Here is a 15,132-nt window from a genome sequence, read left to right as displayed (position 1 = left end):
GGCTTATCATGCCGGGTTGTCTCCGACGCCCCCCGGACATCTTGAATTCCTACCCGCCCACCGACCGGCCCGCCGACGCTCCCACCGTCCATGAGGCCGATGCACGCTACCTCGGTGAAGCGCTGCGCCAGCGCAGCGCCGTGCTCTCGGTGCGCGGCGCGCGCACGCACAACCTCAAGAACATCGATCTCGACCTGCCCAAGCACCGGCTGGTCGTGATCACCGGCCTGTCGGGCTCGGGCAAGTCCAGCCTGGCCTTCGACACCCTCTACGCCGAGGGCCAGCGCCGCTACGTGGAAAGCCTCTCGGCCTATGCGCGGCAGTTCCTGCAGCTCATGGACAAGCCCGACGTCGATCTGATCGAAGGCCTGGCGCCGGCGATCGCGATCGAGCAGAAGGCCACCAGCCACAACCCGCGCTCCACCGTGGGCACGGTGACCGAGATCCACGACTACCTGCGCCTGCTGTACGCGCGTGCCGGCACGCCGCACTGCCCCGACCACGACCTGCCGCTGGCCGCGCAGAGCGTGGCCCAGATGGTCGACAGCACGCTCGCGCTGCCCGAGGGCACGCGGCTCATGATCCTGGCCCCCGTGGCACGCGCCCGAAAGGGCGAGTTCACCGAGCTGTTCGCCGACATGCAGACCCAGGGCTACGTGCGTTTCCGCGTTGACGGCCAGGTGATCGAGGCCGACCAGCTGCCCGCGCTGCGCAAGAACGATAAGCACGACATCGACGTCGTGATCGACCGCCTGAAGGTGCGCGCCGCGGGCGAAGACGACGCCGCGCACCCGCAGCGCCAGCGCCTGGCCGAGAGCTTCGAGGCCGCCCTGCGCCTGGCCGACGGCCGCGCCATCGCGCTCGACACCGACAGCGGCGCCGAGCACGCCTTCTCGGCGCGCTTCGCCTGCCCGCTGTGCGCCTACACCGTGAGCGAGCTCGAGCCGCGGCTGTTCTCTTTCAACTCGCCCATCGGCGCCTGCGTCACCTGCGACGGCCTGGGCCACACCGAGTTCTTCGATCCCGCGCGCATCGTCGCCTTCCCCTCGCTGAGCCTGGCCAGTGGCGCCATCAAGGGCTGGGACCGTCGCAACGGCCACTACTACGCGCTCATCGAAAGCCTCGCCGCGCACTACGGCTTCGATCCCGAAGCGCCCTGGGAAGACCTGCCCGAGGCGGTGCGCCAGGTGGTGCTGCACGGCTCGGGCGACGAGGCCGTGCGCTTCAGCTACGCGCTCGACGGCGGCGAGCGTGGCGGCAAGAAAGTCAACAAGAAGCACCCCTTCGAAGGCGTGGTGCACAACTTCGAGCGCCGCTGGCGCGAGACCGACAGCATCACCGTGCGCGAAGAGCTCGCGCGCTACCGCGCGAGCCAGCCCTGCCCCGACTGCGGCGGCGCGCGGCTGCGCCGCGAGGCGCGCCACGTGTTCGTGGGCGAAGGCGCGCAGCGCCGCGCCATCCACCAGATCGGCCACGTCACGCTCGGCGAGGCGCAGCAGTGGTTCGCCGAGCTCGTCATGCCCGGCGCCAAGGGCGAGATCGCGGCGCGCGTGATCCAGGAAATCCGCCAGCGCCTGAAGTTCCTCAACAACGTGGGTCTGAACTACCTGAGCCTCGAACGCAGCGCCGACACGCTCTCGGGCGGCGAGGCGCAGCGCATCCGGCTCGCGAGCCAGATCGGCAGCGGGCTCACGGGCGTGATGTACGTGCTCGACGAGCCCAGCATCGGCCTGCACCAGCGCGACAACGACCGCCTCATCGCCACGCTGCAGCACCTGCGCGACCTCGGCAATTCGGTCATCGTGGTCGAGCACGACGAGGACATGATCCGCGCCGCCGACCACATCGTCGACATGGGCCCGGGCGCGGGCGTGCACGGCGGCCGCGTGATGGCCCAGGGCAGCTACGCCGAGGTGCTGGCCAGCCCCGAATCGCTCACCGGCCAGTACCTGAGCGGCGCGCGCCGCATCGAGGTGCCCGCGCAGCGCACCGCGTGGCAGCCGCCCGCCTCCGCCGCGTCCGCCGCGCGCGCCGAAGAGCCCGCCGCACGGCGGCCGCGGTTTCCGGCCGGCCCGCGCGCCGCGGCGCCCGCGCCGGCCGCGGCCACGGGCGGCGCCGCGCTGCGCGTGGTGGGTGCGCGGGGCAACAACCTGCGCAACGTGAGCGTCGACATCCCGGTCGGCCTCTTCACCTGCGTCACGGGCGTGTCGGGCTCGGGCAAGTCCACGCTGGTCAACGACACGCTGTACGCCGCGGTGGCGCGCACGCTCTACCGCTCGCACGACGAGCCCGCGCCGCACGACGCGATCGAGGGCATCGAAGGCTTCGACAAGGTCATCAACGTCGACCAGTCGCCCATCGGCCGCACGCCGCGCAGCAACCCGGCCACCTACACCGGCCTGTTCACCGGCATCCGCGAGCTCATGGTCGAGGTGCCCACCGCGCGCGAACGCGGTTACGGCCCGGGCCGCTTCTCGTTCAACGTGGCGGGCGGCCGCTGCGAGGCCTGCCAGGGCGACGGCGTGGTCAAGGTCGAGATGCACTTCCTGCCCGACGTCTACGTGCCCTGCGAGGTCTGCCACGGCCAGCGCTACAACCGCGAAACGCTCGAGGTGCTCTACAAGGGCCGCAACATCGCGCAGATCCTGGCCATGACGGTGGAGCAGGCACACGACTTCTTCAGCGCCGTGCCCACGCTGCGGCGCAAGCTGCAGACCCTGCTCGACGTGGGCCTGAGCTACATCCAGCTCGGCCAGGCCGCCACCACGCTGTCGGGTGGCGAGGCGCAGCGCGTGAAGCTCGCGCTCGAACTCAGCAAGCGCGACACCGGCCGCACGCTCTACATCCTCGACGAGCCCACCACCGGCCTGCACTTTGCCGACATCGAGCTGCTGCTCAAGGTGCTGCACCAATTGCGCGACGCGGGCAACACCATCGTCGTGATCGAGCACAACCTCGACGTCATCAAGACCGCCGACTGGGTGATCGACATGGGGCCCGAAGGGGGCTCGGGCGGCGGCACGGTGGTGGCGCAGGGCACGCCCGAGCAGGTCGCGGCCTGCCCCGACAGCCACACCGGCCGCTACCTCGCGCGGCTGCTCTGAGCGGCGCGCGGTGCGGCGGCCGGCCTCAGAGCCGGCCCAGGTCGTCGATGGCGTCGATCACCAGGCCCGTGCCCACGGCGATCAGCAGGATGTCGGTGGCCACGCGCACGAACTTGTGGCCGGCCGGCGGCGTGCCCAGGCGGATCGCGATGTCGGCGGGCACCGGGTAGTAGACGACGTCGCGCGGCAGCGGGTAGCCGGTGCGCCACTTCTTGGCCTGGCCCGGCGGCATGCAGCCGTTGCGCTTCTTGGCCAGACCCGGCGGGCAATGGCCGGCGCGGAACTGCGGCTCGTAGTACTCGACCACGGCGCGCCGCTGCGGCGCGGTGAAATAGCTGCCGATCTGGATGTTGACCGACACGTTGGTGCGGTCGCCGCCCGAGACGGTGCGGCGCGGCCCGTCGTCGCGCTCGCCGCGGAACTCGCGTTCGCCGCGGCCCTCGCGCTCGGGCTTGTGCTTGTGTTCCTTGTGCTTGCCGCCGCCGGCGTGCTCGGGCTTTTCGGCCAGGGCCGGCGCGGCGCCCAGCGCCAGTGCCAGGCCCAGCGCCAGGGTGTTCAGCAGGGCGTGGGGGGTGTGTCGGGTCATGTCGAAAACTCCGGGTGTCAAGGGAAGGCGAAATCCTGGTTCACGGTGGCGCCCGCGCCCGCGCTCAGGGGACCGGCGGTCTTGGCGCTGCTGCCCGTGGTGGCGCGCAGCTCGAAGCGGCCCGCGGCCGCGTTGTCGGCGTTGAAACTCAGGCTGGCGCCGGCCGCGTGCTGGGCCACACGCGGGGCCTCCACGGCAACGCCGCCATAGGCATAGGCACCCGTGACGGCGTTGACGCGGCGGTCCACCAGCGTGACCACGTCGCCGCTGGTGAGGGACTGGCGCAGCGCGACGTCGGCCTCGATCTCGGTGGGCGTGGGGGTGATGGTGACGGTGCCGGTGAAGGCCGCGCTGGCCGAGGCGGGCGGGTCGATGCGTTCGCCCGCGGGCGCCACGCGCGCGAGCTGGCCGCTGAAGACCAGCAAATTGCGCACCGCGGCGGTGGCGCGCCCGGGCGTGGCCACCACCAGGGTGTACTCGCCGGGCTCCACCGGCTGCAGCTTGAAGGCGCCATTGGCGTCGGGCAAGGTGGCGCGGCGCACCTCGCCGTTCTGCTGCAGCGACACCGTGGCGCCGGCCGCCGCCGCGGCCAGCGAGACCTCGCCCGTCACGCCGGTGTCCACGCGCGGCAGCGTGCGCAGCACCGGCTTGAGCAGGTACTGGCCCGAGCCGCCCGCCACCACCACCGACTTGCAGGCGTCGAAGTCCAGCACCACGTCGGTCAGGCCATTGGGCTGCACGTCCAGGCTGGTGTTGATCTTCAGGCCCGAGGGCTGGCCGCTCGGCGTCTTCAGCGGCACCCGCACGCCCGGGTTGCCCGAGAGCACGATCCAGTTGCGGTCGGCGAGCACGCCGGTGTTGGCGTCGAGCACCAGGCGCAGCTGGGTGTAGCGGCCCGCGGGCAGGCGGGTCTGGCCGAGCTCGAGCAGTGCGCCGTTGGTGTAGTCCAGCAGGTCCACGGTGAGCGGCGGGCTCACCGGGATCGATTGCCAGCCCGGGTCGTTGTCGGCCGCGGCGTTCTGGTTCACGCGCACCTCGCGCACCGTCACCACCACCTCGTCGTAGCCGCAGGCGGGGTTGTCGGTGAGCGCCACGCGCAGCGTGCCGCTGCCGGCCGCGCCGCCGCCTCCGCCGCCGCCGCAGGCCACCAGCAGCGCCGCCAGGCCGACCAGGAGGAGGGCCTTGAGGCCGGTCTTCGGGTTCGGGATGTTCATGGGCATGTCTCCTGTCGCAGGCCGCGCACGCGGCCGCGGGGCAGGCGATTGTTGGCCGAGCCGGACATCGCCGCGTTACAAGTTGTAGGTTATGGTCGTGCCCCCAGCGCGCGAACCCATGGCCCAGGAAACCGAACTCAAGCTCAGCCTGCACCCGCAGGACCTGCCGCGCCTGCTCGCGCACCCGCTGTTGCGCTCGGGCGCACGGCCCGGCCAGCGGCTGCTCAACACCTACTTCGACACGCCTGCGCTCGAACTGCGCGCCGCGCGCATGGCCGTGCGCGAGCGCCGCGTGGGCGCGCGCACCCTGCTCACCGTGAAGACCGCGGGCAGCTCGGTGGGCGGCCTGTCGCGCCGCGGCGAGTGGGAGGTGCCGCGGCCGCGCGGGGCCTTGCGCTTCGCGCGCTTCGTCGACGACGCCGCGCTCGCGCGGCAGCTCGACGCCTGGGCCGGCGCGCTGGTGCCCGTGTTCCACACCGATTTCACGCGCTGCACCTGGCTCGTGTCGCACGCCGGCGCGCGCATCGAGATCGCGCTCGACCAGGGCGAGCTGCGCTCGGGCAGCGGCTCGGCGGTGCGGCGCGCGCCCCTGCTCGAGCTCGAGCTCGAACTGCTCGACGGCCCGGTGGACGCGCTGCTCGACCTCGCGCACACCCTGGTGCTCGGCCCCGACGGCCACCACGACCGCGCGCTGCGGCTGCGCCCCGCGCAGCGCAGCAAGGCCGAGCGCGGCTACGCGCTGTTCCAGGGCGAGCGCCCGGCGCCGCACAAGGCGGCGCCGATCGCGCTGCACGACGCCATGCCCGTGCGCGAGGCCTGCCGGCTCGCCTGCCTCGCGGCCCTGCAGCACCTGCAGGCCAATGAAGAGGGCCTGCTCGACGCCGTCCGCGAGGCACGCCAGCCGCCCGACCCCGAATTCGTGCACCAGGCGCGCGTGGCCCTGCGCCGCCTGCGCACCGGCCTGCGCCTGTTCCGCGCACAGCTGCCGGCCGATTGGGTGCGGTACTGGTCGGCCCACTGGAAAGACCTGGCGCACCTGCTCGGCGCCGCGCGCAACTGGGACGTCTTCGACACCGAGGCCCTGCCCACGCTGCTGCCCGAGCCGGACGCGCGCGCGGACGCCGCGGCGTTGCGCGCCTGGGTGCGCGCGCAGCGCCAGGCGGCCCAGCGCGCGGCGGTGGCGGCGCTGGCCGCGCCCGACCACGCCCTCGCGGTACTGGCCTTCACGCGCTCGCTGCTGGCCCTGCCGGTGGCGGGCCGCGCGCCCGCGGGCGGGCTGTCGGCCTGGGCCCGCGCCCACCTGCACGACGGCCACGCGCGGCTGCGCGAACAGGCGCGCGAGGCGCGCCGCCTCGGGCCCGAGGGCCGCCACGAGCTGCGGCTGGCGCTCAAGCGGCTGCGCTACACGCAGGAATTCCTGAGCGGTGTGCTTGCGCCGCGCCGCGCCGCGCGCAGCACCGCCGGCCTGGCCGAGGCCCAGGCCCTGCTCGGCGAGCTCAACGACCTGAGCACCGCCCAGGCCTTGCTCCAGCAGGCGCCGGCCGGCCTTGCGCCCGCGCTCGTGGCCGCGCTGCAGACCGGTCTGCAGGCCCAGCTCGACGCCGGCCTGCTCGCGCTGCCCACGCTCGAACGTTCGCTCGAACGCACGCCGCTGCCCTGGTGAGCGCCCGGCCGCCGTCGCTGCGGCACGCCACGGCTCAGGCGAGCGCCCAGTGGTTGTCGAAGCGCAGCGCGGTGGCCGGCGCGCTGCCGGTGTCGCGCCACAGCGCGGCGTCGCCGCCGGCCCAGGCGTGGCCCTCGCGCGCCGCGAGCGGGCCCGCCGCGGGCAGCGCGATGCGGTCCACCAGCTCGCCCTGCGGCGAGAGGCCAAGCAGCTGGTTGGCGCGCGTGGCGCTGAGCCAGAAGCCGCCGCCCGCGCGCGCGCAGATGTCGCCGCCGTAGCCGAGCGCGCCCGCCATGGGCGGCGCCGCCGTGAGCGCGCGGCCGTCCCAGGTGGCCAGCAGCGGGGCGTCGCGGCGCCGCGCCTCGTCGTCGTGCTCGGCCTGCAGCGCAATGCCCACGCGCCGGCCCACGGGGTCGAAGGCCAGGTGGCGGATGCTCAGGCGCGGGTCGCCCAGCCGCCACTGGCCAAGCAGCGCGCCCGTGCCCGGGTGCAGCGCCACCAGCGACGGGTCCATGCGCGAGAGATCGCGGTGGCTGCGGCCGGTTTCGCTCTGCGTGGGAATGCCGCCGTTGGCCACGACCAGCGTGCCCGCGGGCAGCCCGCCCAGGGCCTCGGGCAGCACCAGCATCGCGTGCGGGTCCATGCCGTGCGTGCGCCATTCGCCGGTCTTGCGCAGCGTGGCGGCGTCGCGAACGCCGATCAGGCCGCTCGCATCGGCCTGGTCGGTCTCGGTGGTCCACACCGCGCGGCCGTCGGGCGAGCGGCGCACGTGGCCGTTGAGCACGCGGTCGTCGTCGACCCAGTGCCAGGTGGTGTGGCCGCTCGCGGGCTGCCAGCGCAGCAGCCAGTCGCCCGGGCGGCGCGCGGCCACCAGCACGCTGGGCGCGCCGCTGCCGGTCTCCATCGCGAGGCCGTGCGCGCGCGTGGGCAGCGCCAGCGCGGCCTGCACCTGCAGGCCCGTGCCGTCCAGGCGCAGCAGGCCCGCGAGGTGGCGGTCGCCTTCGAGCCAGCTCGCGGCGAGCAGGGTGCCGCCGTCCTGTGCGAATGCCGGCGCGCAGGCCGCCGCGCCCAGCCAGGCCAGCAGCGCGCGCCGTGTCAGACCCGCGGGCATGTCAATCGCCGTCGGCACTGGAAAACCCCAGGCTCACTTCCATGCCCGCGGCCACCTCGGCCTGCATCAGCGCGGTCAGGCCCTTGAGCGCACGCGCCGTGGCCTCGACCGTCGCGGGGCGCGCGGGGTTCAGGCCCTGCATCGCGCGGTCGGCCGCGTCGACGGCGTTGTGCCAGCGGTCGGCCAGCGCGAGGTGCCCGCGCCCGCGCAGGTAGGACTCGATGCTGATCGGCGCCTGCGTGCCCGGTGCGGTGGCGATGGGCGGGGCGCCCGCGTCGGGCTGGCGCGCGAGCGCGCGCAGCTCGGCCCAGTCGGCGGCCCAGGCCGCGGCGGTCTGGCCGCTGGCCTCGCGCGTGAAGGCGGGCGTGCCGCCGCGCGTGCCGGCCTCGCGCAGCGGTTTTTCCAGGCTGGCCCAGCGCAGGCGTTCCAGCCCGCCCAGCCACTGGTTCACGAACTCCACGAAGGGGGCGACCGCGTCTTCTTCTTCGGGCGGCGTGGCGGCCAGCGCGTCGAAGGCGCTGCGCAGGGCCTCGGCCTCGCGCTGCACCGCCTGCGCGGCCAGCACCGCGTAGCCGCAGGCGGGCGTGCGCGGCGCCGCGGGCGCGGTCCACAGCAGGTGCTCGATCGCGGGCAGGCCCTTGGCCGGCGTGCCCACGCGCTCGAAGTCCTCGGGCGTTTTCGGCTCGCGCGCGAGCATGCGTTTGAGCAGCTCGGGGCGCAGCGGCTGGAAGTCGATCTCGCGCAGCGAGCGGCGCTCGACCAGCGGCCCCACGGCCACCGCGGCCAGGCGTTCCCAGGCGAGCATGGTCTGCGTCCAGGCCTGGCGCGCGGGCGCGAGCGCGCCCGGGCCGCTGCAATGGGCCTGCAGCGCGGCCACGAGCTCGGGCGCGCGCTCGGCGAAGGCGCGCGCGCGCGGCGCGCTGTGGCCCGCGTACAGGCCCGCGAGCGCGTCTTCCGAGTGGTAGTAGGGCACGGCGATCTGCGCCCACAGCAGCGTGGGGGCGCAGCACAGGGCGGCGATCAGGGGGCGGATGCGCATCACAGGCTCTCCACGAATTTCACCAGCGCGCGGCGGTCGGCCTCGCTGAACCCGAGCACCTGCTGCTTGCTCGCCTCGGCCTCGCCGCCGTGCCACAGCACCGCTTCGAGCACGCCGTTGGCGCGCCCGTCGTGCAGCAGTTTCGTGTGGCCGTTCACGTCCTTGAACAGGCCGATGCCCCACAGCGGCGGCGTCTTCCACTGGCGGCCGTTGGCGAGGAAGTCGGGGCGGCCGTCGGCCAGCGCCTCGCCCATGTCGTGCAGCAGCAGGTCGGTGTAGGGCCAGATGGTCTGGCCCTGGAGCGCCGGGCTGGTGAGCCGCGGGAACGGGCCTTCGGCGGTGGTGTACGAGGGCCGGTGGCAGACCGCGCACTGCGCCTGCGCGAACAGCTGCTGGCCGCGCAGCACCTGCGGATCGCGGGCATTGCGGCGCGCGGGCGGCGCGAGCGTGGCCTGGTAGAACACCACGTCGTCGAGGGTCTTGGCGTCGATCTCGGGCTGGCCGTTGCGCGCGCCGGTGGGCGCGGCCAGGCAGTCGGTCTGCGCGGGCGTGCAGGTTTCGTGCGGGAATTGCGCCGAGGTGATGCCGATGTCGCCATGGAAGGCGCCCGCGGTCTGGTGCGCAAGCGTGGCCACGTTGGCCTTCCAGCCGAAGCGGCCCAGCATCTCGCGCTGTGCGAACACGTCCCACACGCGGTTGGGCTGGCCCTTGATCGGGCCGCCCGCTTCGGCCTGCGCGCGCGCGTTGTCCAGGATGGCCTGTTCGGGAATGGCCTCGAGCAGGCCCACGCCGATCATCTGTGGCGCGACGCGCGGGCTGGTCATGATGCCGGGCGCGAACGGCCCGTAGGCCAGGCGGTCGATCACGTACTCGGGCTTTTGCAGCGTGTAGCGCGTGCCGTCGGCGAAGCGCCCGTGCACCGCGCTCCAGCGCAGGCGCACGCGGCCCTCGGGCTTGACGCCCTGCACCGCCGAGGTGTTGAGCTGGTCGCCGTACACCGGGTCGTGGCGCGGGCCGCCGTGTTCGTCGGTGCCCGGCACCGAGAGGCGGATCAGCAGCGCGAGCGGGCTCTCGTCGGACAGGCCGCGCCGCCACGACGGCGGCTCGCCGCGGCCGTCCATGGCATGGCAGGCGCCGCAGGAGCGCGCGATGAAGTTGGGGCCCAGGCCGTCGCGCGCCTTGGTGCTGGCGGGCGCTTCGACCCAGTTGCGCTTGAAGAAGGAGTTGCCGATCACGAAGCGCGTGCGCTCGGGATCGCTGAGGTTGGCCGCGGGAAACGAAAACGCGTTCTGCCCCGTGGCCCACACGGTGGTGTCGCCGCCGGGCTTTTCGCCCAGCGCATCGGTGGCGGCGTCGTCGGGCGCGGACACCGCCGCGACCGTGGTGGCCACCGCCATGGCCAGGCCCAGCACCGCCGCCGCGCGCTTCACGGCTGCACCAGCGTGAGTTTCTGGATGCCGATCGCGGCCGCCGCCGACACGATGTCGTTGGACTGCGCGGTCAGGCTCTTGATGGTGGCCTCGATCTTCGGCCGGCCCGCCGAGCCCATCACGATCGCGCGGTCGAAGGGCGCGGGAATGGCCTCGGCCGATTCCACCGAGGTGCGGATCTGCTGGCTGGTCTTGCTGGCGACCGCGGCGTCCCTGGCGTTCACCAGGTCGCGCAGGCTCGGGCCCTGCAGGGTGCTGCCATCGGCGCGCACGTAGCGGCCCAGCCACACGTTCTCGATGCCCTTGGCGTTGGCCACCGCGTCGCGGTGGGTGTTGTCGGAGAAGCAGCTGTGCTCGTCCTCCTGGTCCTGGCTGGCGAGCGCCACTTCCAGGCGTTCGCCCGCGAGTTCGCCGCGCGAGAGCGAGCCCAGCGAGACGAACATCTTGCGCAGCGACTCGTTGCCGCCTTTTTCGAAGCGCGCGCGGTAGTTGTTCTTCGCGTTCGGGGCCCAGGCTTTCACGAGGGTGCCGAGGTCGTCGACCAGCAGCTCGGTGACCACGTTCAGGTACTGGCGGCGGCGGTCGGCGTTGGGGGCCTTGCCGTCGACGAAGTCCTCGAAGCTGCGGTTGCCGGGGCCGGTCTCGGACAGGTCCTGCCCCCAGAGCATGAACTCGATGGCGTGCCAGCCGGTGGCGATGTTTTCCTCGCCGCCTTTTTCGTTGAGGGCCGACAGCGCCTTCTTGGTGATGGCCTGCTTGCGGTTGTTGACGATGCCCGCGTTGGCCTTGCCCTGCACGGCGTCGACGTAGGACTCGTCCATGGGCCAGGCGTTGAGGCGGCCTTCGGGGCCGTTGTCGTTGTCGATCGGGCCGCCGTAAAAGCGGAAGGCCTCGGTCTGGCCGTAGAACTCGCGCGCGGCCAGCCAGGCCTTGCGGGCGGCGTCCAGGGTTTGCTGCGAAGGCGCGGCGGTCAGGGCCTTGACGGCGTCCTGCAGGGCCTTGGCGGCGTTGAGAGTGTCCTCGTAGTTGGCGTGAACCAGGGTGGCGTAGTGCGCGGCGACGCTGGCCGGGGTGGCCGCGGTCTGGGCGAACACGGGGGCGGCGAGGGCGAGCGAGAGCAGGGCGGCGGCGGCGGTGGTCTTCAGGCGCATGGGGGTCTCCCGGGTGGACATGCGCCGGATTCTAAATGCGAATAATTCTTAGCATTAACTTAAGATCGCGCGGCGGGGTTTCTTCAGGGCGCCGGCACGGCTGCCCGCGCCGCGACTCACCCGCCCGGCGTTTGCCGCGCCAGAAACACCTGGTGCAGGGTGATCTTGCGCACCTCCACCTGGCTGGTCTGGATGTGCGTGCGCAGCAGCAGCGCCGCGCGGTCGGCGTTGTGCGCCAGCACCGCGCGCAGGATCTTGGCGTGCTCGTCGTAGGTGGCATCGATGCGCACCGGCTTGAGGAAGTCCAGCCGCCGGATGATGCGGATGCGCTCGGTCACGTCCTGGTGCACCCGCGACAGCTCGTCGTTGCCGGCGGCCCGCACCAGCGCCTGGTGGAAGGCCTCGTCCATCGCGGCCACCCGCGCCGGGTCGGTCTCGCGATCGGCCGCTGCCACCATCCATTGCTCCTTCAGGCCCTGCAGCAGGGCGCCGGGCGGGCCGTCCTGCTGGCACAGGCGCTGCACCGCCGCGGTCTCGAGCAACAGGCGCAATTCGTAGAGCTGGTCGAAGCGGTTGAAGTCGAAGGGCAGCACGCGCCAGCCCGCGCGGAACATCACCTCCACGAAGCCCTCCTGCTGCAGCCGGATCAGCGCCTGCCGCACCGGCGTGCGCGACACGCCCAGGCGCTCGCACAACTCGTTCTCGGTGAAGCGGTCACCCGGCAGCAGGTGGAAGTCGGCGATGTCGCGCTTGAGCTGCTCGTACACGCCGTCGGCGCGCGACGGCGGTGTGGCGGGGCGGCGTGTTCGGGGGGCGGGCACGGGGACGCGTGTCGGTGGAGGGGGCGGTGGCCTGCGATTCTGCGCCTCAGGCGCGCACCGCGGCCTGGGGCAGCGCGGCCAGCAGGGCCTGGCTCGGCGCGGTCCAGCCCACGATCGCGCCCTGCGCGCGGATCATCTCGATGGCCGCCGCCTTGAAGTGCGCAAAGTAGCTCTCGGTGCAGTCCTCGAGCAGCAGCGCGTCGTAGCCGCGGTCGTTGGCCTCGCGCATCGAGGTCTGCACACAGACCTCGGTGGTCACGCCCATGAACACCAGTTGCGTCACGCCCAGCGCCTGCAGGCGCTCGTGCAGGCCGGTGGCGTAGAAGGCGCCCTTGCCGGGCTTGTCGATCACCAGCTCGCCCGGCGCCGGCGCGAGCGCGTCGATGATCTGGTTGCCCGGCTCGCCCGCGATCAGGATGCGGCCCATGGGCCCCACGTCGCCGATGCGCAGGCTGGGGTTGCCGCGCAGGCGCTTGGCGGGCGGGCAATCCGACAGGTCGGGCCGGTGCGCCTCGCGCGTGTGCACCACCACGCCGCCCGCGGCGCGCCAGGCCCGCAGCACCGCGGTGCACGCCGGCACGATGGCCTGCAGCAGCGACACGTCGTTGCCCAGCGTTTCGCCGAAGCCGCCGGGCTCCACGAAATCGCGCTGCATGTCGATGATGACCAGCGCCGCGTGCGGGAAGTCGAGCCCGAAGGCAAAGGGTAGTGCGTCGATCGGCATCAGTGGCCTCCGCCCATGTGGGCCCCCAGGGTCTTGCGGTCGGCCTGTGCGGCCGGGGTTTCGAACGACACGCGGCCCTCGCTCATCACCACGATGCGGTCGGCCAGCGCCAGCAGTTCGTCGAGGTCTTCGCTGATCAGCAGCACGGCGCCGCCCTGCTGGCGCACGCCGCGCAGCCGGCCGTGGATCTCGCGCACCGCGGCGAAGTCGAGCCCGAACACCGGGTTGGCCGCGATCAGCACGCTGATCTCGCCGTGCAGCTCGCGCGCGAGCACCGCGCGCTGCACGTTGCCGCCCGAGAGGCTGCGGATGGGCGCGTTCTCGCCCTGCGTCTTCACGCCGTACTCGGCGATCCAGTCGCGCGCGCGGCGGCGCCATTCGGCAAAACGCAGCCGGCCCCCGCGGCACAGCGGCGCGCGATCGAAGTCGCGCAGCGCCATGTTCTGCGCCACCGAGAGTTCACCCACGCAGGCGTTGCGCAGCGGCTCCTCGGGCAGGCTGCGCACCTTCAGGCGGTGGTTCTCGGTGCGGCTGGCGGCATAGGTTTCGCCCTGCACGCGCACCTCGCCGCCGGCGCGCGGGCGCTGGCCCACCAGCGCCTCCACCAGCTCGCGCTGGCCGTTGCCCGACACGCCCGCCACGCCCAGGATTTCGCCGGGCGCCACGCGCAGGCTGAGGTCGTGCACCGCGAGCGTGCCGCGGTCGCCCAGCACGCGCAGGGCGCGCACCTCGAGCGCGGGCGGGGCCTCGGGCGCGCCGGCGGCGGGCGCCGCGCGGGAGGCCCCCGGGATCGGCGAAGCGGAGGCCGCGGCGTCGCCCACCATGGCCTCGGCCAGGCGCGCCGGGTCGGTGTCGCGCACCGCGCCGTGGTGCACCGCGCGGCCCCGGCGCAGCACGGTCACGTCGTCGGCATAGGCCATGACCTCGCGGAACTTGTGGGTGATGATGAGCACGGTGCACAGGCCGCTGAGCGCAAAGCCGCGCACGTGGCCCAGCACCTCGTCGGCCTCCTGCGGCGTGAGCACCGAGGTCGGCTCGTCCAGGATCAGCAGGCGCGGCCGCAGGTAGAGCTGCTTGAGCAGCTCGAGCTTCTGCTTCTCGCCCGCGGCCAGGGCCTGCGGGCGCGCGTCGAGGTCGAGCCGGAACGGCACCGTCTGCAGGAAGGCCTCGAGCTTCGCGCGCTCGCGGCGCCAGTCGATGGCGGCGCCCAACTGGCCGCCCGCGAGCAGCAGGTTCTCGGCCACCGTCATGCCCGGCGCCAGCGTGAAGTGCTGGTAGACCATGCCGATGCCCAGGCCACGCGCCACCACCGGGTTGGCCACGGCCTGTTCGCGGCCATCGATCAGGATGCTGCCGCTGGTGGGCCGCTGGAAGCCCGCCACGCACTTCACCAGCGTGCTCTTGCCGGCGCCGTTCTCACCCAGCAGCGCGTGCACCGTGCCCGGCGCCACCTTCAGGCCCACGCCCTGCAGCGCATCGAAACGGCCGAAGCGCATGCCCAGGCCGTAGGTCTCGAGCGCCATCGCGCCCTGGCCCGGGGGCAGGCCGCCGATGGGCGCGGCGGGGCCGTCGATGTTCATGTTGGCGCTCATGCCAGCGCCGCCAGCAGGGCGGCCGAGGGGGTATGGGCGCCGAACACGCCGCCCTGCATGGTGATCATCTTCAGCGCGGCCTCGTGGTTGCCGCGGTCGGTCGCGGCGGTGCAGTCCGACAGCAGCAGGCATTCGAAGCCGCGGTCGTTGGCCTCGCGCATGGTGGTGTGCACGCACACGTCGGTGGTGATGCCGGCAAGCACCAGGTTCTGGATGCCGCGCGTGCGCAGGATGAGCTCGAGGTCGGTGGCGCAGAACGAGCCCTTGCCGGGCTTGTCGATCACCACCTCGCCGGGCAGCGGCGCGAGCTCGGGAATGATCTCCCAGCCCGGCTCGCCGCGCACCAGGATGCGGCCGCAGGGCCCGTCGTCGCCGATGCCCACGCCGCCGGTGCCGATCTGGCGCGAGCGCCAGCGCTTGTTGGCGGGCAGGTCCGACAGGTCGGGCCGGTGGCCTTCGCGGGTGTGCATCACCGCGCAGCCCGCGCGGCGCATCGCGGCCATGGTCGCCCGCAGGGGTTCGATGGGCGCGCGGGTGAGCGAGATGTCGTAGCCCATCTGGTCCACGTAACCGCCGATACCGCAGAAGTCGGTCTGCATGTCGATCGCGATGAGCGCGGTGTTGTCGGGGCGCAGGTCGCCGTTCCAGGGCCATGCGTAGGGGTGGGCGTCGACGAATCGTTCCATGGCGGCGGGGG

General features: G+C 73.3%; 12 protein-coding genes. 2 read left to right on the top strand and 10 right to left on the bottom strand.

All coding sequences use genetic code 11. The features are described from left to right. Positions 1-8: 8 nt before the first annotated feature. Complete coding sequence (gene uvrA, locus WDZ95_RS13000) at positions 9-3,104, top strand: excinuclease ABC subunit UvrA (protein ID WP_425779028.1); 3,096 nt, start codon at positions 9-11, stop codon at positions 3,102-3,104. 25 nt (positions 3,105-3,129) lie between these two features. Here the strand turns inward: uvrA and WDZ95_RS12995 are convergent, their stop codons facing one another. Both WDZ95_RS12995 and WDZ95_RS12990 read right to left on the bottom strand, forming a co-directional pair. After that, positions 3,130-3,690 (bottom strand): hypothetical protein, encoded by a 561-nt coding sequence (locus tag WDZ95_RS12995; RefSeq protein ID WP_425779026.1) that lies wholly within the window; start codon positions 3,688-3,690, stop codon positions 3,130-3,132. A 17-nt stretch (positions 3,691-3,707) separates the two neighbouring features. Further along, the gene (locus WDZ95_RS12990; RefSeq protein ID WP_425779024.1) at positions 3,708-4,904 is read right to left on the bottom strand and encodes a DUF4382 domain-containing protein; all 1,197 of its coding nucleotides are present in this window, start codon (positions 4,902-4,904) and stop codon (positions 3,708-3,710) included. Positions 4,905-4,995: 91 nt separating this feature from the next. Here WDZ95_RS12990 and WDZ95_RS12985 point away from each other — a divergent pair, with 91 nt between their 5' ends. Beyond that, complete coding sequence (locus tag WDZ95_RS12985; protein ID WP_425779022.1) at positions 4,996-6,567, top strand: CHAD domain-containing protein; 1,572 nt, start codon at positions 4,996-4,998, stop codon at positions 6,565-6,567. A gap of 34 nt (positions 6,568-6,601) precedes the next feature. Here the strand turns inward: WDZ95_RS12985 and WDZ95_RS12980 are convergent, their stop codons facing one another. The 8 genes from WDZ95_RS12980 to WDZ95_RS12945 all read right to left on the bottom strand — a co-directional run bounded on the left by WDZ95_RS12980 (position 6,602) and on the right by WDZ95_RS12945 (position 15,121). Beyond that, positions 6,602-7,678, bottom strand: coding sequence for a DUF1513 domain-containing protein (locus tag WDZ95_RS12980; RefSeq protein ID WP_425779020.1), 1,077 nt, complete (start codon positions 7,676-7,678; stop codon positions 6,602-6,604). A 1-nt stretch (position 7,679) separates the two neighbouring features. Continuing rightward, positions 7,680-8,717, bottom strand: a complete 1,038-nt coding sequence (locus tag WDZ95_RS12975; protein WP_425779018.1) for an imelysin family protein — start codon at positions 8,715-8,717, stop codon at positions 7,680-7,682. Continuing rightward, positions 8,717-10,114 (bottom strand): di-heme oxidoredictase family protein, encoded by a 1,398-nt coding sequence (locus tag WDZ95_RS12970; protein WP_425779408.1) that lies wholly within the window; start codon positions 10,112-10,114, stop codon positions 8,717-8,719. The genes WDZ95_RS12975 and WDZ95_RS12970 overlap by 1 nt, the downstream gene beginning before the upstream one ends. Before the next feature lie 29 nt (positions 10,115-10,143). Next, positions 10,144-11,298 (bottom strand): imelysin family protein, encoded by a 1,155-nt coding sequence (locus WDZ95_RS12965; protein ID WP_425779016.1) that lies wholly within the window; start codon positions 11,296-11,298, stop codon positions 10,144-10,146. A 116-nt stretch (positions 11,299-11,414) separates the two neighbouring features. Continuing rightward, positions 11,415-12,119: a GntR family transcriptional regulator gene (locus WDZ95_RS12960; protein WP_425779014.1), complete on the bottom strand. Its 705-nt coding sequence runs from the start codon at positions 12,117-12,119 to the stop codon at positions 11,415-11,417. A gap of 46 nt (positions 12,120-12,165) precedes the next feature. Continuing rightward, on the bottom strand, positions 12,166-12,843 hold the full coding sequence (locus WDZ95_RS12955) for a cysteine hydrolase family protein (RefSeq protein ID WP_425779012.1): 678 nt from the start codon (positions 12,841-12,843) through the stop codon (positions 12,166-12,168). Continuing rightward, positions 12,843-14,435: an ABC transporter ATP-binding protein gene (locus tag WDZ95_RS12950; protein WP_425779010.1), complete on the bottom strand. Its 1,593-nt coding sequence runs from the start codon at positions 14,433-14,435 to the stop codon at positions 12,843-12,845. Before WDZ95_RS12950 ends, WDZ95_RS12955 begins: the two co-directional genes overlap by 1 nt. Continuing rightward, complete coding sequence (locus tag WDZ95_RS12945; RefSeq protein ID WP_425779008.1) at positions 14,432-15,121, bottom strand: cysteine hydrolase family protein; 690 nt, start codon at positions 15,119-15,121, stop codon at positions 14,432-14,434. The genes WDZ95_RS12950 and WDZ95_RS12945 overlap by 4 nt, the downstream gene beginning before the upstream one ends. Between the last annotated feature and the right edge of the window lie 11 nt (positions 15,122-15,132).

Origin of the sequence: Hydrogenophaga sp. T2, from assembly GCF_049843535.1 — a bacterium.
Taxonomy (GTDB): Bacteria; Pseudomonadota; Gammaproteobacteria; order Burkholderiales; family Burkholderiaceae_C; genus Hydrogenophaga; species Hydrogenophaga crocea.
The sequence above is the reverse complement of the archived record's forward strand: the minus strand, read 5'-3'. Positions and strand labels throughout refer to the sequence as shown.